At 63.5% G+C, this 26,869-nt stretch carries 20 protein-coding genes and 2 tRNA genes; 8 read left to right on the top strand and 14 right to left on the bottom strand.

Annotation, left to right across the window (positions count from 1 at the left end):
• Window positions 1-211 precede the first annotated feature (211 nt).
• On the top strand, window positions 212-877 hold the full coding sequence (gene trhA / locus Q362_RS0100835) for a PAQR family membrane homeostasis protein TrhA (RefSeq protein ID WP_028317119.1): 666 nt from the start codon (window positions 212-214) through the stop codon (window positions 875-877).
• 116 nt (window positions 878-993) lie between these two features.
• A complete protein-coding gene (locus Q362_RS0100830; RefSeq protein ID WP_028317118.1) occupies window positions 994-1,833 on the top strand; it encodes an HDOD domain-containing protein in 840 nt (279 codons plus the stop codon).
• A 60-nt stretch (window positions 1,834-1,893) separates the two neighbouring features.
• Here the strand turns inward: Q362_RS0100830 and Q362_RS0100825 are convergent, their stop codons facing one another.
• From Q362_RS0100825 to Q362_RS0100805, 5 genes are all read right to left on the bottom strand, one after another.
• Complete coding sequence (locus tag Q362_RS0100825; RefSeq protein WP_028317117.1) at window positions 1,894-2,793, bottom strand: cation diffusion facilitator family transporter; 900 nt, start codon at window positions 2,791-2,793, stop codon at window positions 1,894-1,896.
• A 356-nt stretch (window positions 2,794-3,149) separates the two neighbouring features.
• Entirely contained in the window at window positions 3,150-4,358 is a 1,209-nt protein-coding gene (locus tag Q362_RS0100820) for an acetate/propionate family kinase (RefSeq protein ID WP_028317116.1), read from the bottom strand.
• Window positions 4,359-4,382: 24 nt separating this feature from the next.
• A complete protein-coding gene (pta, locus tag Q362_RS0100815; RefSeq protein ID WP_028317115.1) occupies window positions 4,383-6,500 on the bottom strand; it encodes a phosphate acetyltransferase in 2,118 nt (705 codons plus the stop codon).
• 189 nt (window positions 6,501-6,689) lie between these two features.
• Window positions 6,690-8,846, bottom strand: coding sequence for an L-lactate dehydrogenase (quinone) large subunit LdhH (gene ldhH / locus Q362_RS0100810; RefSeq protein WP_028317114.1), 2,157 nt, complete (start codon window positions 8,844-8,846; stop codon window positions 6,690-6,692).
• Window positions 8,846-9,394: a LutC/YkgG family protein gene (locus Q362_RS0100805; protein WP_028317113.1), complete on the bottom strand. Its 549-nt coding sequence runs from the start codon at window positions 9,392-9,394 to the stop codon at window positions 8,846-8,848. The genes ldhH and Q362_RS0100805 overlap by 1 nt, the downstream gene beginning before the upstream one ends.
• Window positions 9,395-9,693: 299 nt before the next feature.
• Between Q362_RS0100805 and Q362_RS21815 the strand changes: the two genes are divergently transcribed.
• The 4 genes from Q362_RS21815 to Q362_RS0100785 all read left to right on the top strand — a co-directional run bounded on the left by Q362_RS21815 (window position 9,694) and on the right by Q362_RS0100785 (window position 15,676).
• Complete coding sequence (locus Q362_RS21815; protein WP_051553418.1) at window positions 9,694-11,640, top strand: L-lactate permease; 1,947 nt, start codon at window positions 9,694-9,696, stop codon at window positions 11,638-11,640.
• A 320-nt stretch (window positions 11,641-11,960) separates the two neighbouring features.
• Complete coding sequence (locus tag Q362_RS0100795; protein WP_028317112.1) at window positions 11,961-12,680, top strand: FadR/GntR family transcriptional regulator; 720 nt, start codon at window positions 11,961-11,963, stop codon at window positions 12,678-12,680.
• A 240-nt stretch (window positions 12,681-12,920) separates the two neighbouring features.
• Window positions 12,921-14,315, top strand: a complete 1,395-nt coding sequence (locus Q362_RS0100790) for an FAD-binding oxidoreductase (RefSeq protein ID WP_028317111.1) — start codon at window positions 12,921-12,923, stop codon at window positions 14,313-14,315.
• 2 nt (window positions 14,316-14,317) lie between these two features.
• Window positions 14,318-15,676 carry a (Fe-S)-binding protein gene (locus Q362_RS0100785; RefSeq protein WP_051553416.1) on the top strand — a complete coding sequence of 453 codons (1,359 nt, stop codon included), beginning with the start codon at window positions 14,318-14,320 and terminating at the stop codon, window positions 15,674-15,676.
• 101 nt (window positions 15,677-15,777) lie between these two features.
• On the opposite strand, the gene Q362_RS22600 is transcribed toward Q362_RS0100785, so the two are convergent.
• The 9 genes from Q362_RS22600 to rdgC all read right to left on the bottom strand — a co-directional run bounded on the left by Q362_RS22600 (window position 15,778) and on the right by rdgC (window position 26,180).
• Entirely contained in the window at window positions 15,778-17,214 is a 1,437-nt protein-coding gene (locus Q362_RS22600; RefSeq protein ID WP_157469773.1) for a bacteriohemerythrin, read from the bottom strand.
• Between the two features lie 52 nt (window positions 17,215-17,266).
• Entirely contained in the window at window positions 17,267-17,938 is a 672-nt protein-coding gene (locus Q362_RS18505; RefSeq protein WP_157469771.1) for an LOG family protein, read from the bottom strand.
• Between the two features lie 101 nt (window positions 17,939-18,039).
• On the bottom strand, window positions 18,040-19,659 hold the full coding sequence (locus Q362_RS0100770; protein WP_157469769.1) for a fumarate hydratase: 1,620 nt from the start codon (window positions 19,657-19,659) through the stop codon (window positions 18,040-18,042).
• A 261-nt stretch (window positions 19,660-19,920) separates the two neighbouring features.
• Window positions 19,921-21,072: a radical SAM family heme chaperone HemW gene (hemW, locus tag Q362_RS0100765; protein WP_028317107.1), complete on the bottom strand. Its 1,152-nt coding sequence runs from the start codon at window positions 21,070-21,072 to the stop codon at window positions 19,921-19,923.
• The gene (gene radC, locus Q362_RS0100760; protein ID WP_028317106.1) at window positions 21,072-21,809 is read right to left on the bottom strand and encodes a RadC family protein; all 738 of its coding nucleotides are present in this window, start codon (window positions 21,807-21,809) and stop codon (window positions 21,072-21,074) included. The genes hemW and radC overlap by 1 nt, the downstream gene beginning before the upstream one ends.
• A gap of 8 nt (window positions 21,810-21,817) precedes the next feature.
• Entirely contained in the window at window positions 21,818-23,245 is a 1,428-nt protein-coding gene (gene gatB / locus Q362_RS0100755) for an Asp-tRNA(Asn)/Glu-tRNA(Gln) amidotransferase subunit GatB (RefSeq protein ID WP_028317105.1), read from the bottom strand.
• Between the two features lie 23 nt (window positions 23,246-23,268).
• Complete coding sequence (locus tag Q362_RS0100750) at window positions 23,269-23,814, bottom strand: hypothetical protein (RefSeq protein WP_028317104.1); 546 nt, start codon at window positions 23,812-23,814, stop codon at window positions 23,269-23,271.
• A gap of 33 nt (window positions 23,815-23,847) precedes the next feature.
• Window positions 23,848-25,566: a tetratricopeptide repeat protein gene (locus tag Q362_RS0100745; RefSeq protein ID WP_028317103.1), complete on the bottom strand. Its 1,719-nt coding sequence runs from the start codon at window positions 25,564-25,566 to the stop codon at window positions 23,848-23,850.
• A 35-nt stretch (window positions 25,567-25,601) separates the two neighbouring features.
• Window positions 25,602-26,180: a recombination-associated protein RdgC gene (gene rdgC / locus Q362_RS0100740; RefSeq protein WP_245590122.1), complete on the bottom strand. Its 579-nt coding sequence runs from the start codon at window positions 26,178-26,180 to the stop codon at window positions 25,602-25,604.
• A 258-nt stretch (window positions 26,181-26,438) separates the two neighbouring features.
• On the opposite strand from rdgC, the gene Q362_RS0100735 reads away from it, so the two are divergent.
• Window positions 26,439-26,514, top strand: a tRNA-Lys gene (locus Q362_RS0100735).
• A gap of 19 nt (window positions 26,515-26,533) precedes the next feature.
• Window positions 26,534-26,611 (top strand) — tRNA-Glu (locus tag Q362_RS0100730).
• Window positions 26,612-26,869: the final 258 nt, after the last annotated feature.

Raw genomic sequence — 26,869 nt, 5'->3', positions numbered from 1 at the left:
AGGTGCGGGAATGGCGCGGACTACAATCCGGTCCGCGGCGGCGGCCACCATACCATATCCGCCGGCTTTGTGCAGGCCCGGTTCGACGCGCCGCTGCCCACCAGGACCGTGGCCATGCAAGGAATGCGATGGACAAGCCGGAGGAAGCGCGCTAAAATTGCGGACATCGGACAGTCACACATTCCTTGTTTTGCAACACATTCTGCGGTTCATGGCGCACGCATCCTCTTCTTCCCGGTACAGTAAGGGCGAGGAAATCGCCAACAGCCTCACCCATGGCCTGGGCGTGCTCCTGGCGATCGGCGGTCTGGTGGTGCTCATCTGTTTCGCCGCCCTGTACGGCAATGCCTGGCATGTGGTCAGTTGCTCGATTTTCGGCGCCGCCCTGATCCTGCTCTACCTGGCCTCGACCCTGTATCACGCCATTCCCCATCCGGGCGCCAAGGCCATTCTGCGCATCCTCGACCACTCGGCCATCCTGGTGCTGATCGCCGGCACCTACACCCCCTTCACCCTGGTCAGCCTGCGCGGCCCCTGGGGCTGGAGCCTGTTCGGCACGATCTGGGGATTGGCGGTGGCGGGCATTCTGATCGAGACCACCCGCCTCAGACGGTTTCGGGGCTGGCTGATCGCCCTCTACGTGATCATGGGGTGGGCCGTGGTGACCGCCATCCAGCCGATGCTCGCCCGTGTGGCCAGCGGCGGTCTCTGGCTGCTGCTCGCCGGCGGTCTCGCCTATACCGGCGGCATCGTCTTCTACCTGTGGCGCCGCCTGCCGTACAACCATGCCATCTGGCATCTTTTTGTCCTGGCGGGCAGTATCCTGCATTATTTCGCGGTGCTGCTCTATGTCATCCCGGCAGCGGACGGCGCGTGATGACAGCGCCGCGTCGAAGACAGGTGGAGAAAACATCACGGCAAGGGGACGCGTCCGCTGCCCGTGAACCGACGCCCGAGCGTACATCGCGGCGCCATCCGGACAAGGAAGCACCCATGACCGACGACAGCAAGTTCCTGCAGGTTCTCAAACGGCACATCGAGTCGGCACGGTTTTCCCTGCCGATCTTCGACCCCGTCTCCCTGCGCCTGCAGCAGGAGCTGCTGAAAAAAGAGCCCAGCCTGCACACCATCGAAAAGCTGGTCAGCGCCGACCAATCGCTCTCCAGCCAGATGCTCAAGGTCGCCAACTCGTCCATCTACCGGGGCCTGGTCGCCACCACCACCGTCAGGGCCGCCCTGATCAGGCTGGGCATGTCGGAAGTCTTCCGGATCGTCCTGACCAGCGTCAGCCAGAAATCGTTCAGCGCCCATGATCGCGAGATTGACGCCATCATGAAAAGGCTGTGGCAGCACGCCATGGGCTGCGCCTTTGCCGCCGGCATGCTCTCCAACAGCCTCGACTTCGGCGTCCTCCAGCACGAGGCCTTTTCCGCGGGCCTGCTCCACGACATCGGCAAGCTGCTCATCCTCAAGGTGATCGCCGACAAGAAACGGACCAACAAGGCGCTGGTCGTCTCCGAATCCCTGCTGCTCGGCGCCATGGACCTGCTGCATGCCGAGCAGGGGCACCTGCTGCTGCGGCAGATCCAGATGCCGGAGACCTTCGCCATCGTCGCCCGCGATCACCATCTCGAAGAGTTCGACTCCAGCAACTACATCCTCCTGCTGGTACGCATCGCCAACCAGATCTGCCACCGGATGGGCATCGGTTTGAAACATGACCGGACCGTCGATCTGCTGATGATGCCGGAGGCGATCCAACTCGGTCTCTCGTCCGCCGAACTGGACAAGGTGCAGGATTTTCTGATCACGACATCCGGCCTCTTTTCCTGAAGCCGACCCCCCGCCACCCGGCTCCGCCGTGCCCTGCCCCGCCCCATCAGGGGCAGACGTTCACGTCACATCCTCGTGGAACGAGTTTTCATCCTCGATGGGCTCGAGGTGGGTCATCACAAAGGCCCCACCCAGCGCCGCGCCCAGCGCCTGCTCGAAATCCTCGGCCATGTGATGGGCATCGTGCACGGTCCAGTCGCCGGGCACGAGCATGTGCACGGAAATGAAGCGCTGGGCCGCGGCCTGGCGGGTCCGCAGGGCATGAAATGCCACCTGCTTCTCCCGAAAAACCGCCATCACCCGCTCGATGGCCTCCTGATCCCTCTTCGGCAGCACCACATCCATCAGCCCGTCCACCGAGCGCCGAACCAGGGACACGCCCGTCCACACGATATTGGCGCTGACCAGCAAGGCGACGACCGGATCGAGCACGGTCCAGCCGGTCACCGCCACCAGCCCGACGCCGACGATGACACCGGCCGAGGTCAGCACATCGGTGAACAGATGGCGGCCGTCGGCTTCGAGGGTGATCGAGTTGTGCCGCCGGCCCGCGGCGAGCAGAATGCGCGCCACCACGAAATTCGCCACCGACGCGGCCGCGGAAACCGCCAGGCCGGGGCCGACCTGCTCCAACGGGCGGGGATGGAGGATGCGTTCGATGGCGGTGGCGGCAATGCCCAGGGCCGCCAGGATGATGAGCGCCCCCTCCATGCCGCTGGAAAAGTATTCCGCCTTGCCGTGGCCGTAGGGGTGTTTGGCATCGGCGGCCTGCGCGGCCCATGACAGCATCCACAAGGCCATCACCGCGCCGAAGAGGTTGACCACCGATTCAACGGCATCGGAGAGCAGGCCCATCGACCCGGTCAGCAGATAGGCCACCAGCTTCAGCAGGATGGTGGCGACGGCCGCCGCGATGGAAAGCCAGGCGTAACGGGTCAGTGCTGTTCGATGGGATGTCATTGCCCTCCTCCTCGGAAGCGGCGGGATCGCACACAGCCGCAAACGCGCCGGCTCACCCGGCCAAGCGTCGTCTCGGCGACCGCCATCAGCCTACCACACGGACTGGGTCGCCGTCAAAAGAAGGGATGCAGGAAATGCCCGCATACGGGCGAAAATGGGAGAGGGTGGCGCTGCCGCGAGGCAAAGGGACACCGGTGCGGAGGGGGTGAATGGATTGGTCGTGGAGGCGGAGGAACGGCCATGCGGGGACCGGCCAGTCCGGAAGGGTTGCAGGCGTTCCGGGGGGGCTGGCGCGGCCGGAGGCAAGGCTCCGCCCTCCCTCCGCCCGGCCGTCGCTTCCACCTCCGCGGCCGGGTTCAGCCGCGCAGTACCTGCGCCACCTCGCGGGCGATGGCCAGCTCCTCGTTGGTGGGGATGACGAACACCCGCACGGTGCTGTCCGGGGCGCTGATGCAGCGCGCTTTCTTCGACCGCAGCCCGTTCCGTTCCGGATCGAGCCGCACCCCGAACGCCTCCAGGCCCTCGAGGGATTCGGCCCGGACAATGGGATCGTTCTCGCCGATGCCGGCGGTGAAGACGATGCCATCCACCCGGCCGAGCACCGCCATGTAGGCGCCGATGTACTTGCGGTTGCGGTAGGTCTGCACCTCCACCGCCTGTTGGGCCCGGACATCCCCCTCGGCCGCGGCCTCATGGATGTCGCGCATGTCGTTCATGCCGCACAGCCCCTTGAGGCCCGACTCCTTGTTGAGCAGGGCGTCGATGGCCTCCAGTTCCATCCCCTTGTTCTGCTTGAGAAAGAGATGGAGCGCCGGATCGACGTCGCCGGAGCGGGTACCCATCACCAGCCCTTCCAGGGGCGTCATGCCCAGCGAGGTGTCGATGCTGCACCCGTTTTCGATGGCGGTCATGGAGCAGCCGTTGCCGAGATGGATGGTGATCAGGTTGCACTCGGCCAGCGGCTTGCCCAGCAGGCGGGCGCATTCCCCGGCCACGAACCGGTGCGAGGTGCCGTGGAAGCCGTAGCGCCGCACCCGGTCCTGTTCGTAGAGTTCGTAGGGAATGGCGTAGAGATAGGCGCGGGGCGGCATGGTCTGGTGGAAGGCGGTATCGAAGACCGCCACCTGGGGCACCTGGGGAAAAATCTCCATGGCCACCCGGATGCCGTCCAGGTTGGCCGGATTGTGCAGGGGCGCCAGGGGAATGTTGCGTTGCAGGGCCTCGATCACCGTGGGGGTGATGCGCATCGATCCTCGGAAATCCTCGCCGCCGTGCACCACCCGGTGGCCGATGGCGCAGATTTCCGAGGCATTGCAGATCACGCCGTTGTCCTTGTCGGTCAGGGTGGCGATCACCAGCTGCATGCCGCCGCGGTGGTCCGGGATCGGCTGTTCGATCACCGACTCCTGTTCGTCCCTGGTCCCCGGGAAGGCGGTGTTCTTCAGGCGGCCGTACACCTCGCCGATCCGCTCGACCAGGCCGGCGGCCAGCACGGTTTCGGTGGTCATGTCGATCACCTGGTATTTAATCGATGAGCTGCCGGAATTGATGATAAAAAATTTCATGAGGCCGTTCCTTGCGCGAATCGTTCAGTGGTGTTTGGCCACCTGGGCCTGGATGGCGGTCAGGGCGACGGTATCGACGATGTCCTGGACCGTGCAGCCCCGCGACAGATCGTTGACCGGTTTGTTCAGGCCCTGGAGAACCGGACCCATGGCCACGGCGTTGGCGGCCCGCTGCACCGCCTTGTAGGTGTTGTTGCCGGTGTTGAGGTCCGGAAAGATGAAGACCGTGGCCCGGCCGGCCACCTGGGAATCGGGCCATTTCAGCGCCGCCACCTCGGCATCGAAGGCGGCGTCGTACTGCAGGGGGCCTTCCAGCGGGTAGTCGAGGCCGCGTTCGGCCATCAGTTCCTTGGCGATGGCGGTGGCCGCCACCACCTTGTCCACGTCCTCGCCCGACCCGGACATGCCGGTGGAATAGCTGAGCAGGGCCACCCGCGGCTCGATGCCGTAAATCCTGGCGGTCTCAGCCGAACTGAGCGCGATTTCCGCCAACTGGCGGGCATCGGGGTTGGGCACCACGGCGCAGTCGCCGAAGGCCAGGATCTTGCTTTGCAGGCACATGATGAAGATCGACGACACCACCGAGACGCCGGGTTTGGTCTTGATGAACTCGAAGGCCGGCCGAATGGTCTGGGCAGTGGTGGTGACCGAACCGCTGACCATGCCGTCGGCCAGTTCCTTGTACACCATCATGGTGCCGAAATAGGTGGGATCGGACATGCGGTCGCGGGCCACGTCCATGACGATGCCGCGGTGCTTGCGGATGTCGAAATAGGTCTGGACGAAATCCTCGTAGTGCTCCGAGCCGGTCGGGTCGATGATCGCCGCGCCCTCGATGTTGAGATTGAGCGTGGAGGCCTTGGCGCGGATCTCGTCCTCCTTGCCCAGCAGGGTGATCTCGGCGATCCCCCGGCGCAGGATGATGTCGGTGGCGTTGAGGATGCGCTCGCCGGTGCCCTCGGGCAGGACGATATGCTGCTTGTCGCGCGAGGCCTTCTCCACCAGGGAGTATTCGAACATGCGCGGCGTGATCTTGGTGGAGCGCCGCGCCACGACCCGCTTGGTCAGTTCGGGGACATTGACATACTTGGCGAACCAGCCGAGCGCGGTGGCGATCCGCTTGGTGTCGGTATGCTCGATCCGGCCGTAGAGTTCGTTGACGCTCTGCACCGTGTCGTAGGTATGCGATTCGACGAACAGAACCGGAACGGGGATGCCGGTCCAGCCCTGGATCAGCCGCTGCACGCTGGGACTGAGTTCGATGCCGCCGGTGATGAGGATGCCGGAGATATTGGGATAGGCCGAGGAGATCCGGCTGGCGAGACTGGCGATGACGATGTCGGACCGGTCGCCGGGGGTGATGATCAGGCTGCCCTCCTTGAGGTATTCGAGGAAGTTGCTGATCTGCATCGCCGCCACCAGGTAATTGTTCACCAGGTTGAGCATGCTCGGTTTGCCGTACAGCACCTCGGCGCCGAGCCAGCGCTTGACGTCGTCGATGGTCGGGTTGCCCAGGGCACGGTTTTCCGGAATCACATAGACGGGGTACGGCCGGCCGAACTGCTCGCGACACTTGGCGCTGCTGGCGGTGTCGCGGAGAAAGGTGTCCGGGGCGCGGTTGATGATGCACGCGGCGATATCCACGCCCTTTTCCTCCAGGGAATCGATGGTGATCGCCGTATGGGTGCAGATCTCCTCGGTGGATTTGTCGCGGCCCGAGGCGATGAGCAGCACCGAGGCGCCGAGGTTGGCGGCGATGTTGGCGTTGAGGTCGAGCTCGAAGCCCGGGTCCTTGCCCTGGAAATCGGTGCCTTCGCAGACGACGAAATCGTATTTCGCTTCGAGCTGCTTGTATTTCTTGAGGATGTTCTCGTAGAGCAGCTCCTCCTGGCCCGAGGTGATCAACTGCCGCGCCTGGCTCAGGGTATAGGCGTGGGTGTCGGTGTATTCGATGTCGAGCTTGAAGTATTTGAGCACCAGGTTGAGATCGTGGTCGACCCGGCCGAACACGTGATCGTTGATGATCGGACGAAATATGGCGATCTTGCTGATTTCCTTCAGAATCATCTGCATGACGCCGAGAATGATCGCCGATTTGCCGCTCCGTTCCTCGGCCGCGGTCACATAGAGATTGTCTGCCATGGCAATGCGCCTCGCTTTCCCGCCGTCCGGCGGGGATGGGTGGTGAGTCGGAAAAAAAGAATCGGCCCCGGCAACAGCGGAATTGCGCTGCCGCCGGGGGCCGGTCGGAACGATCTGGTATCAGTGTAGAACGATTTCACCTTTCTCTCAAATCAAATTGCGGTTTGCTTGCCGCCATTTGAACCGGGATCAGTGCTGCCGGGAGGATGCCTCCACCTGTTCGGCCAGGATTTCCACCGTATGCCGCACCCGGACCGGGGCGCCGTCCTGGTCCATGCCGCCCCGGATCTGCATGACGCAGCCGGGACAGTCCATGGCCACCAGCGGGGCGCCGGTCGCCTTGATGTTGTGCAGCTTGCGTTGCAGGATCGGCGCCGAGATCTCCGGCAACTTGAGCGAATAGGACCCACCCATGCCGCAGCAGATGTCGCACTCGAACATCTCGGCGAGTTCATAGCCCGCCCGTTGCAGCAGCTGCCGCGGCGGCTGGTCCGCCTTCAGGGTCCGCTTGAGGTGGCAGGAATCGTGGTAGGTGATGGCGCCGAGCTGCTGCCCTTCCTTGAAGGTCAGACGCCCCTCGTCCACCAGTTTTTTCACCAGGGTGGAGAAATCGATGGTCTTGGCCGCCAGTTCGCGGGCCTGCGGCAGCCAGCGGGACTGGCCCAGGCTTTCGAAGGTGGCTATGAACTCGTGGTCCAGGGCCACGGTGCAGGTCGGACAGGCCGAGACCACGTAGTCGGCCGGTTCCGCCAGAAGGGCCTGGATGTTGTCGGCCGCGTTCTTGGCCGCCACCTCGTAAGCGCCGTTGTACCGGGCCGGCGCCCCGCAGCAGGTCTGGCCGTCGGGGAACACGACCTCGATGCCGGCGCGGTTGAGGATCGTGACCAGGGCTTCGCCCATCTCGGGATAGGCGAAGTCGATCAGACAGCCGGCGTAGAACACCGCCTTTTCCTTGAGGCCCTTGGGCTGGTCGATGGCGGTGACCACGTCGCGGAAGGGTTTGGCGGCAATGGCCGGCAGGCTGCGGCCGTCGGTGAGATCGGCCAGGAACATCGGCAGGTGGCGGATGAACTTGGTCCCCCTGGCAAAGGGCTTGGCCGCCACCGAGGCGGCCCGGAGCATGGCGTGGAACATCCTCCGATTGTTGACCACCGAGAAGATCGACTTCTGCGCCAGGCCCATGCCCTGTTCCTTGACCAGCCGCCGCCGGATCTCCATGATCAGGCCGGGGATGTCGATCCGGCCGGGACAGACGTCCTTGCAGGCCCCGCACTGGATGCACAGCCCCTGGATCTCCTCGGAACTCTTCAGTTCGTCGTACCAGGCGGTGAGAATGGTGCCGATACCGCCGGTGTAGACCTTGCCGAAGACGTGGCCCCCCACCAGGCGGAAGATCGGGCAGACGTTGAGGCAGGAGGCGCAGCGGATGCACTGCATGGCCTCCTTGAACATCGGGTCGGCCGCCATCTCGCTGCGGCGGTTGTCCATGAGGATGATGTGCAGTTCCTTCATCGAGCCGTCGCTGTTGGGGGTCGGCCCGGAGATGATCGACACGTAGCTGGTGAGCAGCTGGGCGGTGGCGCTGCGGGGCAGGGCCTTGAGGATCGGGGCGATGTCACTGAAGCTGGCCACCAGCTTCTCGATGCCGACCACGGCGATATGGATTTTGGGCAGCGATGTGACCAGGCGGGCGTTGCCCTCGTTGGTCACCAGGGTGATTGAGCCGGTCTCGGCCACGGCGATGTTGGCGCCGGAGATGCCCAGGTCGGCCCGGAGAAACTTGGGCCGCATCTCGCCCCGCGCCACCTTGACCAGACGGGGGATGTCCGAGGAAAGGCGCTCGTCGACCTCCTTGGAAAAGAGGTCGGCCACCTCCTCCTTGGTCATGTGGATGGCGGGCATGACCATGTGCGACGGGGTCTGCCCGGCCAACTGGATGATCCACTCGCCGAGATCGGTCTCGTTGACCTCAATGCCGGCCTTTTCCAGAAAGGCGTTCAAGTGGATCTCCTCGGTGGCCATGGACTTGGATTTGACGATTGACTTGACGCCATTGTCCCGCGCCACCTTGAGGATGTAGTCCCGCACCTCGGCCGGATTGCTGGTACGGAACACCTTGGTTCCCCTGGCCTCGGCATTTTTCCGGAACAGTTCGGCCAACTCGTCGAGGCGGGAGGCGGCCGAACTCTTCAGCTCGGCGATCCGGCCCCGCAACGCCTCGAAGTCGATCCCCTCGTAGGCCTTGGCCCGGTTGATCTTGTAGGCTTCGGAAAACTTGCCCAGCGCACCGGTGAGATTGGCGTCGTGCAGGGCGCGGTCGATGGATGCCTTGAATTCCCGCTGCATCAGTTCTCTCCTTCCATCCGGTCGATGAACACGATGACCAGCCGTTCCGGCCCGTGGACGCCGATGGTCAGCACCCGTTCGATATCGGCGGTCCGGCTCGGCCCGGTGATCATGGCGATGTAGTTGGTTTGTTCCGGCCGGACATCGGCCAGCCAGGACGGCATATCCGGCCGCAGGGCGCCGGTTTCGATCAGGGCGACATGGATGGCCGGCAGGGTGGAAACCAGCCGCTTGTCGATGGCGGTGGCATCCTGCACCAAAGTGCCGGTATCGGCCAGGGCCCAATCGACCTGACTGATACCCACCTTCGCCGCCGCAGCCCGCTCCCGCGTCACCTCGAAGGCAAGTCCCGGGATGGCCGCCAGCCGCGACCGGTCCACGTGCTCCAGAAAAGGACAGGCGGCGAACACGCCGGACCGCCCGGCTTGGTCGGCCACGCCTTCGTTTTCAAGAAAGCCGACGAGAAAGGCCAGCGCCTCGGCCGCAGTGGCGAAACGGTGCACCTCGGCGCTCACGCCCTCGGCCCTTGCTTTGAACTGTTCGTACATGTTCCCTCCCTCCGGGAATGCGTCACAGGCAAGCGCTGTCCGGGCCGGTCACGACCCACCTGGACAGCGCTTGCCGTTCAAATTTGTAAAACCAAATTTTTCTTTACCATATTTCATCACATAACCCTTTGTCAACACGCTTTTTGCGAGCAAATCAAAAAAAATATTGACAAGTTTTTGTTTAAAAGATAACTGGTATTACCAATTGAAAAAGCAAGGATGCGCGCCCTTGTCCTGCAACCCGTCACCGCCCCGCCCCCGGGGTTATCCTGTTCACACCTGCTGAAGGAGTATCTGCCATGCCCTGGATACAAAATTACACCCCCGTGGGGGAAAGCATCGGGATGTCGGCACTGGTCGCCGCAATCCCCCTGGTCGTCATCTTCGTTTGCCTTGCCGTGCTCAAGATGAAGGCCCACAAGGCAGCCCTGCTGGCGGTGGCGTCCGCGTTCGCCATCGCCGTCGCCGTCTGGGACATGCCCGCCAAGCTCGCAGGACTGGCCTTCGGCCAGGGCGCGGCTTTCGGTCTTTTTCCCGTGTTCTACATCGTGCTCACCACCCTGTTCCTCTACAACATCACCGTGAAGGGCGGTCAGTTCGAGATCATCCGCGCCTCCCTGGCCGGACTCACCGCCGACCGCCGCATCCAGGCGCTCCTGATCGCCTTCTGCTTCGGGGCCTTCATCGAGGGCGCCGCCGGATTCGGCACGCCGGTGGCCATTGCCGGCGCCACCCTGGTGGGACTCGGGTTTCGGCCGCTGTACGCCGCCGGCGTCTGCCTGGTGGCCAACACGGCGCCCGTGGCCTTCGGCGCCATCGGCATCCCGGTGGTCGCCCTGTCGGCGGTCATGGGCTATGACGATGCCGGCATGATGAAGCTCTCCGCCATGGTCGGCCACCAGCTCCCCTTCCTTTCCGTCATGATCCCCTTCTATGTCATCGTCATGATGGCGGGCTTCAAGAGGGCCATGGAAGTCTTTCCGGCGATCGCGGTGTGCGGCGTCACCTTTGCCCTGGCCCAATACGTCACCGCCAGCTTCATCGGCCCCTATCTGCCGGACATCACCGCCTCGCTGGCCGCCATGGCCGCCCTGGTGCTGCTGCTCCGCGTCTGGCAGCCCAAGGAAAACTTCGTCTTCGCCCATGAACAGCAGGCGACCAAGGAGGAGCACGACTACACCGGCGGCCAGATCTTCCGCGCCTGGACGCCGTATCTGTTCCTCACCCTGATGGTGCTTTTGTGGGGCATTCCCTCGATAAAAACCTTCCTCGACCAGAGCAAGGTCGTCATCCCGGTCGCCGGCCTGGACAACATGATCGTCAAGAAGGTCACCACCCCGGATGAGGGGTTGAAGAACATCGCCGTGGTCACCGCCGAGATCGACCGGCTGACCGCGACCCTGCCGACCACCGACGAGAAGGGCGCGCAGGCCGTTGCCGCACTGGCCGAGCTCAAGACGCTGGAGGCCAACATGGCCGCGGTGGAGCAGCGACTGGTCGGCAAGGGCGCCATGCTGCCCGAGGAACGGGCCACCGCCTTCGAGCCGATTTTCAAGAAGGCTGCCGAGCTGAAGAAACTGGGCGAGGGACTGGCGCAGAACAAACTGGTGGAAAAGGACCAGTTCAAGGCGATCAACAAGGCGCTCACCGACCAATTGCCCACCAAGATCGCCGCCAAGTACACCTTTAATTTCATGTCCGCCGCCGGCACGGCCATCCTGATCGCGGCCCTGCTCTCCGCCCTGATCTGTGGTGTGGGCTTCGGCGACGTGGTCAGGATCGCCGGCAAGACCGTCTACGACATGCGCTATCCGGCCCTGACCGTGGCCTCGGTCCTCGGCCTGGCCTACATCATGAATAGCTCCGGCATGACCAACTGCCTCGGCCTGGCCTTCACCAAAACCGGCCACTGGTTCCCGCTCATCGCCCCGTTGCTCGGCTGGCTGGGCGTGTTCCTCACCGGCTCCGACACCTCGAGCAACGTGCTGTTCGGCGGTCTGCAGAAGGCCACGGCGGAACAACTGGGGATCAGCCCGATCCTGACCGGCGCGGCCAACACCAGCGGCGGCGTCATGGGCAAGATGATTTCGCCCCAGTCCCTGGCCGTCGCCACCGCCGCCTGCGGCATGGTGGGCGAGGAGGGCAGTCTGTTCCGGTTCACCCTGAAACATTCGCTCTTCCTGACCTTTCTCGTCTGCGTGATCGTCTATCTTCAGGCCTATCACCTGCAGTGGATGATCCCGTGATCACGCCATTTGTCTCTCTTCTCCAGGAGTCATCCCATTCGCCGTTCCCCCTGGCCGGGTGACGCGCCCCCCTGGAGAAGGGGACGAATACCTCCTTGCGTGGCCTGGCAACGGGCCACCGGGGAACCTCCTTGTCGTCGGGGGGACGCGCATGCGTCCCCCCTTTTTGCTGTCGGCGCACCCATTGCGGCACGTCGCCGGACCGCACCCAGCCCCCTCTCGGGTCTCCAACCGGCGAGACGACCTGTTGCAATGCCGGGCATTCTAAGGTAGAACAGGTACGCTTTGCGCTTCACTTCTTTTCCGATGTCGAGAACGCCATGAGATTTACGCCGATCAAACCGAAAAAGGTCTCCAGTCAGATTGCCGATCAGATCCGCGACTCCATTCTTGCCGGCGACTTCACCCCAGGCGAAAAACTGCCGCCCGAGCGCGAATTGGCGGAGATGTTCGGCGTTTCCCGGCCGTCGGTCCGCGAGGCGTTGAACATGCTGGCCTCCTCGGGCCTGGTCATGTCCTACCAGGGCGGCGGCACGGTGGTCCTTTCCCTGGTGGACGCCGGCCAGGGCAACACCTTAAGCGATCTGATCCGCAGCCAGCAGGACCGCGCCCTCGAAGTGATCGAGGTCCGCAAGTGCATGGAATCGTGGACCGCCTATTACGCGGCCCAACGGGCCCTGCCGGAGGACCTGCGCCGCATGGAGGAGATCCTGGCGGGCATGGAAAAAAACCTGGTCGGTCATCTGCCCTCGGAGGATCTCGACGCCAACCTCCATATCGTCATCGCCCGCGCCACCCACAACATCGTCTGGCTGCACCTGATGCAGTCCATCTTCGACGCCATGAAGGAGTTCCAGCGCGGGGTCTGGCGGGCGGTCTACCTCACCAACGAGGATCACAATCTCCTGTTCAAGCATCACGCGGCCATTGTCGGCGCCATCCGCTCCCGAGCCGCCGATGCCGCCCGCGAGGCCATGATGCACCATCTCACCTTCGCCGAAAAACGAAGCATCGCCTACGTGGCCCGCGGGACCAACTGATCCTTCCCCGCAATCCCGCACCATCTCCGTCCGATCTCCGCCCGCTTTTTTCCCGCCGGGCGCCGTTTTGCCCATCTCCCTGCCCTGCCCTGCGAAGCCGGAAAACTATTTGACAGATCAATTTGTATATGCTAATTGGTATGACAACAATACAACTGTCGTATCCGAGGCCAATTTCAAGGAGTTGCGACAGAAAGGTCACCCCGGTTCGGGCAATCGCAGCAGAAGAGGAGAGCCGACATGCTTGAGGCAACCGTCATTGAACAACTCGAAAACCTGGCAGGAAAGGAAAACGTACTCACCGGCAAGGTCGATCTGGTGGCCTACAGCTACGACGCCACCGCCGACATGCCCAGACAGACTCCGGACGTGGTCGTCCTGCCGACCAGCGCCGAGATGGTCCAGGAAATCGTGCACCTGGCCCGGCGCAACAAGATCGCCATCTATCCCCGCGGCGCCGGCACCAACCTGAGCGGCGGCGCCATCCCGCTGAAAAAGGGCATCGTCCTCTCCTTCCAGAAGATGAACCGGATTGTCGACATCGACCCGGCCAACCTCACCGCCGTGGTCCAGCCCGGCGTGGTCATCGCCGCCCTCAATGCCGCCGTCGCCCCCTACGGCCTGATCTATCCGCCCGATCCCGGCACCGTGGCCACCGCCACCATGGGCGGTTCCGCCGCCGAGAACTCCGGTGGCCTGCGCGGCCTCAAATACGGGGTCACCAAGAACTACATCATGGGCATGGAGGTGGTCCTGGCCAGCGGCGAGAAGGTGCGTTTCGGCGGCAAGACGGTGAAGAATGTCACGGCCTACGACTTTTCGAACCTGTTCGTCGGCTCCGAGGGCACGCTGGGCATCATCACCGAACTGACCGCCAAGCTCATTCCGGCGCCGAAATACCGGCGCACCATGATGGGCGTGTTCAAGACGCTCGCCGACGCCGGCAATGCCGTGGCCGGCATCATCGCCGCCCAGGTCATTCCCGCCACCCTGGAGATCATGGACCGGATGACCATCCGCACCGTGGAGGATTTCGCCCACATCGGCCTGCCGGTGGATGCCGAGGCCCTGTTGCTGATCGAGGTCGACGGCATGGCCGAGGAGGTGGTGCGGGCCGAGGCCGAGGCGGTGATGCAGGTGGTGCGCGACATGGGCGGCGACCTCAAGACGGCCGAGACCGACCAGGAGCGCGATCAGCTCTGGACCGCCCGCCGCAACGCCCTGCCGGCCCTGGCCTCGCTCAACAATACCGTGGTCCTGGAGGACGCCACCGTGCCCCGCTCGCGGATCACCGACATGCTCATCGCCTGCGAAAATATCGCCCAAAAATACAACCTGGTGCTGGGCACCTTCGGCCACGCCGGCGACGGCAACCTGCATCCCACCATCCTCTGCGACAAGCGCGACCAGGACGAGATCAGCCGGGTGCACAAGGCGGTGGACGAGATCTTCGAAACCGCCCTGCGGTTCGGCGGCACCCTGTCGGGCGAGCACGGCATCGGCATGGCCAAGATGAAATACCTGGGCGACGAACTCGGCCGCCCCGGCCTCGACCTGATGCGGACCATCAAGCAAGCGCTCGACCCCGACTCTATCCTCAATCCGGGCAAGATGGTGCCCCTGCGGGAGAACTGACCATGACCGCGCAAGCAAAAAGCCCGAAGCGGCAGACCGGCACGACCTACCACGACGAGCTGGCCGCCATCCGCGAGGAACTCGACAAGTGCATGAAGTGCGGCAACTGCATGGCCGTCTGCCCGGTCTACGGGGCCGAGAAGGTCGAGCCGGCGGTGACCCGCTCGAAGATCGCCGTGGCCGAGGCGGTGCTCGCCGGCGAGCTTGAGTTGGACGACCCGCAGGTCTACGAGATGATGTTCAACTGCCTGGTGTGCAAGTCCTGCATGACCAACTGCCCGACCAAGGTCAATTTCGACCGGATCATGCTGGCCCTGCGCGCCGCCCTGGTCCGCAAGAACGGCCTGCCCTGGCTGAAGAAGATGATCTTCTCCACCCTGAAGCACCCGACCCTGTTCGACACCGGCATGCGCCTCGGCGCAGCCCTGCAGGGGCTGGCCTTCAAGAGCGAGGCCGACGGTCGGGCGATCTCGCCGCGAGCGCCCTTTGCCAGGGTGGGCGGGGCCATCGGTTTCGATGGCGAGCGGCAGATGCCGGCCCTGAACGCCACGCCGCTGCGCGACCGGGTGGACGAGGTGGTCCGGGTGGAGGGGGCGGTGATGAAGGTGGCCTTCTTCACCGGCGATTCGCTCAACTATTTCTATCCGGAAACCGGCCGGGACCTGATCGAGGTGCTCACCGCCAACAAGATCGAGGTCCACATTCCCAAGGCGCAGAGCTGCTGCGGGGTGCCGGTTTTGGTGCATGGCGACGTCGACACGGCCCGCGCCCTGGCGCGGAAAAACATCGACACCATCGAGGCCACCGGCTGCGCCTATCTGATCACCGGCTGCGGTTCCTGCGGCGGCGCCTGGCAGCACGACTATCCCGAGTTGCTGGCCGCCGATCCGGTCTACGGCCCCAAGGCGGCAAACTGGGCCAGGCGTACCTGCGACGTCTCCACCTTCCTCACCCGGATCATCGCTTTACGCCCCCCCACGGGGCGCATCGAGCGCACCGTGACCTACCACGATTCCTGCCATCTGAAAAAATCGATGAAGGTGGCGGCCGAGCCGCGCGAGATCCTGCAATCGATTCCGGGGCTCACCTTCAGGGAAATGGCCGCGCCGGACGCCTGCTGCGGCAGCGGCGGCTCCTACGTGCTGACCCACTTCGAGACCGCCAGCACCATCGGCCGGAAAAAGGCCGAGGACATCGAGCGCACCCAGGCCGACACCGTGTCCACCGGCTGCCCGGCCTGCATGATGCAGCTGCTCGACAACGTCCACCGCGTCGGCGGCCGCCAGCAAGTCACCCACTTCATCTCGCTTTTGGCGGAATCGTATCGCCGCGAAAAAAAGGACCCGGACTCCGGCCGCTGAACCGATCCGCTGCTCTTCTCACCAACAAAAAACGGGGCGGGAGACGATTGTCTCCCGCCCCGTTTTTTGTTGGTTTTCCGCCCCTTCCCCGGAGGTGGCGATCAGTCGCGCAACTGTTCGCGGAGGTGGTGGAACTGCGCCTCGACTGCCTCGAACGCGGTCACCAGCATGGGATCGAGATGGCTGCCCGCCGAGTTGACGATGACCGTCCTGGCTTCCTCGCGGGTGAAGGCGCGTTTGTAGACGCGTTCACTGGTGAGGGCGTCGTACACATCGGCCAGCGCCATGATCCGGGCCGCGATGGGAATGTCCGTGCCGACCAGGCCGATCGGATAGCCGGAACCGTCCCAGCGTTCGTGGTGGTACATGGTGAGTTCAAAGGCCAGCCGCAGACTTCGGGAAGCGGTTTTCCGCAGGATGGTGCTGATCAGTTCGCCGCCGATACGGGCGTGATCCTTCATGAGGGCGAATTCCTCGGGGGTCAGCTTTCCCCGCTTGTTGAGGATGTGATCGGGAATGGCCACCTTGCCGATATCGTGCAGCGGGCTGAACCGCGCGATATCGGCGGCAATGCTCTCCGTCATCCCCGATTCCGGGGCACTCCTGATCAACTGACGGCCGAGCAGACGGGTGAATCTCTGCACCCGATCCAGGTGTCTTCCGGTCTCAGGGCTGCGGTGATCGGCCAATTGCGCCATTGAAAAGATGAGCTCATCCTGGCTGGCCAATCTGATGAAATGCGACCCGTTGCGGAGGCGCAGCAGCAGTTCACGGAGCCGGATCGGCTTGGTCATGAAATCGTTGGCACCCAGGCTCAGCGATTTGATCGGGGCCTCGGTGTCGGTCAGGGCCGAAATGACAATGAGGTAGATCGAGAGATGCGTCCTGTCGCGAATGGCATCGATGAGATCGTAGCCGCTCATGCCCGGCATGCTGATGTCGGTGATCACCAGATGCAGGTCCGGCGTTTTTTCGATGAGGGTCAGGGCCGCCGAGCCGCCGGCCGCCTCGAGCACGGCAAACCCTTCCATTTCCAGATACTTCTTGATCATCTCCCGCTGGAACGACGAATCGTCGACTACCAGGACCTTTTCCTTGTGGGTGAGAATGCGCAGCCGCGCCTCGAAATCCTCCTGGGTTTCCCTGGGCCGGTAGCCGAGTTCGCTGAAGAACAGGATGTCCATCTTCAGGATGTGGTTCCGCAGCCATTTGATCAGATCGCGCAAAAGCCGGGAGGCGGCCTCTTCCTTGTTACCGGCCAGATGGAGGGAAATATCGCGGACATGCCCTGCAAACTGCCGGTGGACGGCGCAGTGGGCGGCGTAGCGGGGATGGATGGAGAAAAGCTCCTCCTCGGTCTTGAAATGGACATGCGTATACGCCAGCACCGACTGGAGGATTCCGTCGAGAACCTTGCCCTCCTGGTGGTCGTTGACCGCCTGGATCAGTTCGTTCACCAGCAGGAACAACTGCTGATGCTGATCGTCGATGATGCGGATGCCGACGCTGAACGAGTCGTGCCAATGAAGTAGTTCCACGTTCTCCTCCTCTTCGCCCGAGTCCCCTCCGAACCGATGCAACCCGCCCGGTTCACACCGGGCTTTTGCGCTGATCGCCCTCGAACCGGCGACACTCTTCCATGTACTCGCCGATGATCGCTCCCACCGCCTCCGGGCTGTCGACCAGATGAAAAAGTTCCAGGTCCTCCGGGGCGATCGACTTGTGGGGCAGCATTTCCGCCCGGATCCAGTCGATCAGCCCCTGCCAGTAGCCGGTGTCGAAGAGGACGATGGGAAAGCGCCGGATTTTTTTGGTCTGGACCAGGGTGAGCGATTCGAAAAATTCGTCCATGGTACCGAAACCGCCGGGAAAAATGACATAGGCCATGGCAAAACGGACAAACATCAGCTTGCGGATGAAAAAGTAGCGAAAGGTGATGCTCCGGTTCTGGTAGTGGTTGGGGTGCTGCTCTCTGGGGAGGACGATGTTCAGCCCCACCGAGGTGCCGCCGGCCTCGAAGCAGCCCCGGCTGGCCGCCTCCATGATGCCGGGGCCGCCGCCGGTGATGATGGCCAGGTTCATCCTGGTGAGCAGTCCGGCCGTGGCGCGCGCGGCGGCATAGGAGGGTGTGCCCTCGCCGAAACGGGCACCGCCGAAGATCGACACCGCCGGGCCCAGGTCGTTTAAGGTTTCGATGCCGTCGATCAGTTCGGCCTGGATGCGGAAGACGCGCCAGGCTTCCGAGGTTCTGAGATCGTCCATAACAGGGTCACAAGAGCAAAACAGGCGGAGAGGCATTCGCCTCCCCGCCTGGCCGGTTGGTCGTCAGCCCTCGGCCGCGCGGGCGGCGCAGGGGCGGGGTTTTACATGAGGTTCTTGAAGAAGTCGTTGCCCTTGTCGTCCACCAGGATGAAGGCCGGGAAGTCGACCACCTCGATCTTCCAGACAGCTTCCATGCCCAGTTCCGGATAGTCGATGCACTCGACCTTCTTGATATTCTCCTCGGCCAGCAGCGCGGCCGGGCCGCCGATGGAACCGAGGTAGAAGCCGCCGTGCTTCTTGCAGGCGTCGGTGACCTGCTGCGAACGGTTGCCCTTGGCGATCATCACCATGGAGCCGCCGTTGGCCTGGAACAGGTCGACATAGCTGTCCATGCGGCCGGCCGTGGTCGGACCGAAGGAGCCGGAGGGCTTGCCGGGCGGGGTCTTGGCCGGGCCGGCGTAGTAGACCGGATGATTCTTCAGGTAGTCGGGCAGCGGCTTGCCGGCGTCGAGCAGCTCTTTCCACTTGGCGTGGGCGATGTCGCGGCCGACGATGATGGTGCCGGTGAGCGACAGCACGGTGGAAACCGGATGCTTGGTCAGCTCGGACAGCACGTTCTTGATCGGCTGGTTGAGATCGATCTTCACCTGATGGCCGCCTTTGCGGTCGCGGTACTCGGCCGGGATCAAACGGCCGGGGTTGTCGTCCATCTGCTCGATCCACAGGCCGTCCTTGTTGATCTTGGCCTTGATGTTGCGGTCGGCCGAACAGGAAACGCCCATGCCCACCGGGCAGGAGGCGCCGTGGCGGGACATGCGGATGACGCGGATGTCGTGGGCGAAATACTTGCCGCCGAACTGGGCGCCGAGGCCGAGTTTCTGGGCTTCGACGAGCAGTTCCTGCTCCAGTTCCACATCGCGGAAGGAGCGGCCCAACTCGTTGCCGCTGGTGGGCAGGTTGTCCAGATACTTGGCCGAGGCCAGCTTGACGGTCTTGAGACAGGTCTCGGCCGAGGTGCCGCCGATGACGAAGGCAATGTGGTAGGGTGGGCAGGCGGCCGTGCCCAGGGTCTTCATCTTCTCCACCAGGAATTTCTTCAGGGTGCCGGGATTGAGCAGGGCCTTGGTCTCCTGATAGAGGTAGGTCTTGTTGGCGCTGCCGCCGCCCTTGGCCAGGAAGAGGAACTTGTACTCGCCGCCCTGGGTGGCGTAGATGTCGATCTGCGCCGGCAGGTTGGTCTTGGTGTTGACCTCCTCGTACATGGTCAGCGGCGCGTTCTGGGAGTAGCGCAGGTTTTCCTCGGTGTAGGTGGTGTAGACGCCGGCGGAGAGCATCTCGGCGTCGTCGCAGCCGGTCCAGACGTTCTGGCCCTTCTTGCCCACGATGCAGGCCGTGCCGGTATCCTGGCAGACCGGCAGCACATAGCTGGCCGCCACCTCGGCGTTGCGCAGCATGGCATAGGCCACTTCCTTGTCGTTGCGCGAGGATTCGGGATCGGCGAAGATTTTCGCGACCTGCTCGTTGTGGGCCGGGCGCAGGCGGAAGGAGACCTCACGCATGGCCTGATTGGCCAGGACCTTCAGTCCTTCGGGATCGACCTTGAGGACTTCCTGTCCGTTGAAGGTCTCGGTGGCGACATACTTCTGGGAGCCTTCCAGCAGTCGGAACTTGGTTGCATCTTTACCGAGCGGGAAGGGATCCTGATACACAAAACCTGCCATAATCATGCTCCTTGTTTGAAGAAAAGACGACGATGCGGGACCGGCCGAACCGGACCGCCAGACAGACAAACGACCTATCGGCTGCGCAGCCCCGGTGCGGCAGCGGCCGGTGGCCGGGCACATGCTCAACCGTATCTTTTACCCTGCGCGGGCGACAAAGGCAAGACCGGAACGGCGGGTAATTGCCGCATTTAGTGATTGTTTTGCGCTGAAGGGCGATTCAGTGCTTTGGAGTGGGGGGCCACGGAGACGAGACCGGAATTAGACCAACTCGGCCATCACCCGGTTGGCCAGGGGCAAGCCCGTGTTGCTGAGGAACAGCCGGCCGTCGCGCAGCATGAGCAGGTGCTGATCGAGGAGACGAGCGAGCGTTGGCCTGTAATAGGCCAGAAGATCGATGCCGAACCGCTGCCGGAGGTCGTCGATCGACACCCCGGCCGTCATCCGCAGCCCCATGACCACCGTTTCGCGGAAAGCCGCCTCTTGGTCGAGCCGTTCGCTCTCGTGCCACACCGGCTGGCCCGCCGCCACCAGCCGGCAGAAGGCGTCCAGATCGGCCACCGCGCTCCGCCGCTCGCCGCCCAGGGCCGAGACTGCGCCGGGCCCCAGGCCCAGATAGAAGCCGTTGCGCCAGTAGTTGCAATTGTGGCGGCATTCGCGGCCGGCCACGGCGTAGTTGGAAATCTCGTAGCGCATCAGATGGGTCCGGCCGATGGCCGCTTCGCTGGCTGCCATCATCGCCAGGATCTCGTCTTCGCCGGGCAGACGCCACTCGCCCCGGCCGGCAGCCCGGGCAAAGGGAGTACCGTCCTCGACGGTCAGCTCGTACAGCGACAGGTGGACCGGGGCGAGCGCCAGGGCCCGGTCCAGGGTGGCCTGCCAGGAGCCGGGCGTCTGGTTGGGCAGGCCGTACATCAAATCGAAACTGACTGTGTCGAACCCGGCTTCGCGGGCCGCGGCAATGACCGCCCTGGCCTCGGCGCCGCTGTGGATGCGGCCGAGCAGGCGCAGTTCCGCATCGTCCAGGGATTGCACGCCGATGGAGAGCCGGTTGCAGCCGGCCCGACGCAACTGCGCCAGGCCGGCCGCGTCGATGGTGCCGGGGTTGACCTCGACGGTGATCTCCGGTTCTCCGCCGGCAAAGGAAAACAGACGGCGCGCCTCGGTCAGCAATCCGGCCAGTTCCTCTGCCGGCAGCAGCGACGGCGTGCCGCCGCCGAAAAAGACAGTGGCAAAAGAGAGTGCCTGTACCTCGGGCAGAACGGCCGCCTGGCGCATCTGGCTGTGGACGGCCGCAAGAAACCGGGTCAGGTCGCCAGGTTGCGGCGGAGCGGAGCAAAAACTGCAATACGGGCACTTGCGCCGACAGAAGGGCACATGCACATAGAGCCCGGCCTGGGCGGCGAGATCCATCAGCCGGTCCGCTCCAGGATGGGGCGGCAGTCGTCGCGAATTTTGGCCATGATGCCCTGGTCGGCGAAGCTGTAGACCTGATCGCCGCTGCCGATGATCAGGTGATCGAGCAGCCGGATGTGCATGAACGAGCAGACCAGGTGGAGGGTGCGGGTGAGTTCTTCGTCCTGGCGGGAGGGGCTCAGGGCGCCGGAGGGATGGTTGTGGGCGAGGATCAGGGCGCTGGCGTTGCGGGCCAGGGCCGCCTTGACCAGTTCGCGGGGATAGACGGTGTTGGTCGTCACCGTGCCCTCGGCCACCACCGCCGAATCGATGATCGCATGGGCGGCGTCGAGGAAAAGTACAGTGAGCACCTCGTGCTGCAGCCCGCGCATGGCATGGATCAGATAGTCGGCCACCTCGCGGGAGGAGCGGACATAGTGCTTGCCGACGATGCGCTGGCGGAGGTAGCGCCGGGCCACGCCCTGGATGAAGCGCAGGGCGAAGATGTTCTTGGAGCCGATGCCCTTGATCTGCTGCAACTCGGCCGGCGCGGCGTCGAGCACCGCGGGCAGGGTTTTGAATTGGGCGAGCGCCGCGCGGGCAGCCTCCTTGCAGTCGGAGCGCGGCGTGCCGAAGGTAAGCAGCAGCTCGACGATCTCGGCGTCGGTGAAGGCCTCGATCCCCTGGGCGAGGAATTTGTCGCGCAGCCGCTGCCGATGCCCCTCGCCCTTTTCCTGCCAGTCGCTCCTGTCCACGGCCCTTTTTATCCGTTCAACTCCTGGGCAAACAGCTTGTTGGCCAATTGCGGGTTGGCCTGGCCCTTGGTCTTCTGCATCAGTTGGCCGACGAAAAAGCCCATCACCTTGGTCTTGCCCTCGCGGAACTGCTGCACCTGGTCCGGGTTGGCGGCGAGGATCTCCCGCACCAGGGCCACCAACTGGCCCTCGTCGCTCATCTGCACCAGGCCCTTCTCCTTGACGATGGCTTCCGGATCCTTGCCGTCGGCGAGCATCTCGGCGAAGACCGTCTTGGCGATCTTGCCGGAGATGGCGCCTTCTTCGATCATCCTGAGCAACCGGGCCAACTGGGACGGCGTGACCGGGCATGCGTTGATCCGCTCCGGGCCGTAGTCGCGCAGCAGCTCGGTGCCGATGAAGTTGGCCAGCTTCTTGGCGTTGCCGAATTCACGGAAGGCGGCCTCGAAAAAGTCGGCCAGTTCGCGGGAACCGGTGAGGATGGCGGCGTCGTAGTCGGTCAGCTCGAACTGGCTGACAAAACGCTGCCGCCGTTTGTCCGGCAGCTCGGGCAGTTCGGCCCGCACCCGCTCGATCCAGCCATCGTCCACCACCACCGGGATCAGGTCGGGGTCCGGGAAGTAGCGGTAGTCGTGGGCCTCCTCCTTGCCACGCATCGGTTCGGTCCGGCCGCGGTCCGCGTCCCACAGCAGGGTCTGCTGCACCACCTGGCCGCCTTCGAGGAGGAGGTCGCGCTGCCGCCGCTCCTCGTATTCCAGGGCCAGTTGCACGTTGCGGAAGGAGTTCATGTTCTTCAGCTCGGTGCGGGTGCCGAATTCCTGCTGTCCCCTGGGCCGCAGCGAGATGTTGGCGTCGCAGCGGAAACTGCCCTCCTGCATGTTGCCGTCGCAGATGTCGAGGTAGCGGACGATGGCGTGCAGTTTTTTGAGATAGGCGGCCGCCTCCTCGGGCGAGCGCAGGTCCGGCTCGGAGACGATCTCCAACAGCGGCGTGCCGGTGCGGTTGAGGTCGACATAGCTGAGCGGCTCGCGGTCGTCGTGCACCAGCTTGCCGGCATCCTCTTCCATGTGGATGCGGGTGATGCCGATGGTTCTGGTTGGCTGGCCTTCCACCTCGATCTCCAGGCGACCGTGCTCGCAGATGGGCAGTTCGAACTGGGAAATCTGGTAGCCCTTGGGCAGGTCGGGATAGAAGTAGTTCTTGCGGGCGAACCGGTTTTCCCGGTTGAGGGCCGAGTCGGTGGCCAAGCCCAGCTTGATGGCCGATTCCACCACCTTGCGGTTGAGCACCGGCAGCGAGCCGGGCATGCCCAGGCAGACCGGGCAGGTCTGGGTGTTGGGCGGCGCGCCGAACTCGGTGGAGCAGCCGCAGAAAATCTTGCTTCTGGTCTTCATCTGGGCATGGATTTCCAGCCCGATCACGGTTTCAAATTCCATGGAACTGCTGCTCGTTGCAAAGGTTATGCTGATTGGACGCCGGCGCTGATCCAGGCGCGGATCTTCACCAACTCGTCGTTCCAACGCTGCGAGGCCCTGATGTTGATGAACATGCGGAACAGGTCGTCGACCAGCCGGGTCAACTGCTCGAACAGGGCGATCCGCTCCAGGATGCGGCCTTCCAGGCTTTCGGCCCGGCCGTCGTCCTCGTCGGCGCCCGCGGTCTTGGGCAGGCGGATGTTGCGGAATTCGAACACCGCTGCCGTCAGGGTGACACTGAATTCATATTCGGCCCAGGCCAGGCGGATGCGGGCCTGTTCCGGCTTCTTGGCCAGTCCGAGCCCGGCTCGCGCCTCCTTCAGTTCGGTCTGGAGACCGCGGCAGATCACCTTTTCGCTGGCCTCGCCCTCGCCGTATTCAAGCAGCATGTGCTTTTCGAACACCACCTGGACATCGCCCCGGCCGGGCACCTCGACACTGCCGCCGCGCTCCTCCGACTTATACCACAGCCAAGCGAGGAACTCCTGGCCTAAAAACCTTTTTTCTTGAATAAGATCGACAAGATCCATATAAAATTCCGTTCGTTCCGATAGGTTGTACGATTACAGTTCCAGGGTCAAGGCTTCCTTGCCGCCCTTCTGTTCCGAGGCCTCGACGCTCCGTTGGAAAATGGCCGCGGCCCGGTCCTGGTACTGCCGGGCCACCTCGGGCTTGCGCAGGTTGGTATTCAGCTTGGCCAGTTCCTGGAGCACGGCGGCCACGCCGGGGTGATCCGGCCCGTGCATCGCCTCGTTGATCGCCAGGATTTTCAGGTAGCAGGCTTCGGCCTCGCCGTATCGTCCCCGCAGGCGGTAGGATTCGGCGAGGCTGTTGAGGCTGATGGCCAGTTGCGGATGGTTGGGCCGCAAGGCCTTTTCCCGGATGCGCACCAGCCGCTCGTACAGGGGCACCGCCTCGGCCTCCATTTCCAGCTCCATGCACAGGGCCGCCAGTTTGGCCAGGATGGCGGCCAGGGCGGGATGTTCCGGCCCTTTCTTTCTTTCCAGGATATCCAGCGCCTTCTTATAAAGGGAAACCGCCTTGTCGTACTCGCCCAGCGTCTCCTGCAACTCGCCGATCTGGAACCAGCAGGTAGCCATCTCCGCATGATCCGGCCCCAGCTTCCTGGCCATGGCTGTCATCGACTCCTTGTACAGAGGGCCCGCCTTCTGGTACTGGCCGGCCAGGACGTGGGTGTAGGCCAGCTCGCGTTGAGCCAGGGCCAGAGCCAGGGGATCGCGGTCGCCCTGCTGCCGGCTCAGGTGCACGAACGATTCCAGCCAGGGCACGGCCTCCTTATACTTATAGAGCGTGCGCGCCGTCCGGCCGGCGGCATGGAGAAAGCGCGGCTCGTCCGGCGCCAGGGTCACCGCCTGCCGGTACTGGGCCAGGGCCTGCTGCAGATCGACCCGGCATTCGGCCAGTTGGCCTCGGGCGAAGGCCATCCTACCGGCCAGGGGATGGGGATGATCGCTCAATTCGGCAAGGCAGGCTTCCGCCGGACCGGCGTCGCCGTCGCGCAGGCAATCGATGGCCGTGGCAAGGTCCGGCAGCTCGCCCAGCTCTTCGCGCACCAGGACGAGGGTTTCCAGGACCTGCTGCAAACAGGCGACTTCCTCGACATAACTGTCGGCAATCAGCGCCAGCTTGTCGTTCATGATCACCAACTCGCGCTGCAACCGGTCGCGCAAACCATCGTCCTGGTCGGCGATGGCCCGGGCCAGCAGGGCGCGCTGCCGGTCCTCCAGATTGTTCATCCGGGCCGAGTAGGCCTCCAGGGTGAGACGGACCACCGGCGCGGCGGATGCCGCGGAGATCGGATCGGCCTGGGAATCATCGACGCCGCTCGCCTCAACGGCCGGCTCCGCTGCAACCGGCTCGGGCGGTTCACGTTCGACCGGCTCTTGTTCCGCTGTCTCGACTATCGCCGGTTCCGCTTCGGCAGCCTTATCCGTTGCCGGGGTGGCGATCTCCAGAGCCTCGTCCCGTTCGGCCAGGACCGGTGCCGAAGCAAGATCTATTGATTCCGGCTCGTCGACTCCGGTCGCCTGAGGCTGGGCAAGAGCTTCGGCATCCGGCTCGACTGCATCAGCGGCAACCTGAACCGGTTCTTCTTCCAGGACCGCCGCAGGCTCGACCGTCTCCTCCCCGGCTTCGGCAACAGGGACGGCATCGGCCTCGGGTCGGGTTTCGGATTGCTTGGGCGCAGCCCACTTCTTCCACAGGAGGTACGCCACAATCAAGGCAGCCGCAACAAGCGCCCCAAGCACAGAGCCGTTCATTTCTCCTCCGTTTATCGTACGGGATGCCGCCTTGTTCAGAGCAAGATGGCGGGCCGCATGGTCTCGTAATGCTCCAGGGCTTCTCCTTCGGCCATGCGCTGGCCGGTCAGCCATGGAATTTGCAGAATCAGCGACAGATTGAAGGTTTCCTTGAACAAATCCTCAAGCAAGGCCATCGCTTTCTTGCTGGTGGAAAAAAAGAGCAGGGTGTTGTCGGCGAGGTTCCAGCACAGGTCATACGTTGCCGGGACAGGCGGCGAGTTGCGGATCAGCTCGGCGCGGATGCGCTCCTTGATCTCCACTCTGGCCGCCCGGCCGAGGCGCGGGATCTGCTTTTCCCGCTTGATCCGCTCCTCTTCCTTCATGACAAATTTTTTCAGCACCGCCGGCGCCACCTTGCGCTCGTCCACCCGCATGGTCAGGGCGATGTAATCGCCGGCGGCGTAGGAACTGTAGGCAAAACCGGCATCGAACATGTCGGCCACCGACACCCAGCCAATGGAATATTCGTCCATGGTGTCGTCGATATCCCGAAAACTCATGGCCGCGATCCGCTGGCTGGCAAAATCCCAGAAAGAGGCGGGCAACTCGCCCACCACCGAAAACCGCGTCAACGACGCCGATCCTGTCAACAACCCCATATCCCTTCACACTCCAATATGTTCACGGGCGGCCACGCCCTGCTCGCTCCAAACAGCTGTGCCGGGATTGTACTCGCAAACCAGCCAGGAAACCAGAAGGAAATGTGGCGAAAAAACCTGCCACCACCCCACTGGCAAGGCATGGCGGAAGCGGCAAATTATGGGTGGACGCCGCCATTTTTCATTGACACCCGAAAAAGAAGTTAGTAGAGAGAGGCTCTCGAAGCGAAGGGGTCGTTAACTCAGTCGGTAGAGTATCTGCCTTTTAAGCAGAGAGTCGCGCGTTCGAGTCGCGCACGACCCACCACCAATTGCGATCACATCTTGTCCCCATCGTCTAGCCAGGTCCAGGACACCGGCCTTTCACGTCGGCAACACCGGTTCAAATCCGGTTGGGGACGCCAAATAAAAATACAGGGGGTTAGCTCAGCAGAGCTAACCCCCTGTTTCTGTCTTGGGGGATTTTTGTTCTGAACGTTTTCCCCGCAGCAGACGATACCCACCACAGATTCAAGGATTCAACGGTTCGGGAAAAAGCAAAGAATGGAAGACAACTCTGCATCAGTTTTGCATCATGTTCGAAAAACGGATGCTGAACTGCAAAAAAGCCACTGATGCAATTGCCTTTCCGGGCCCACGCAATCCATTCGTTTCAAATAAGG

Origin of the sequence: Desulfobulbus elongatus DSM 2908 (assembly GCF_000621145.1) — a bacterium.
Taxonomy (GTDB): Bacteria; Desulfobacterota; Desulfobulbia; order Desulfobulbales; family Desulfobulbaceae; genus Desulfobulbus; species Desulfobulbus elongatus.
The sequence above is the reverse complement of the archived record's forward strand: the minus strand, read 5'-3'. Positions and strand labels throughout refer to the sequence as shown.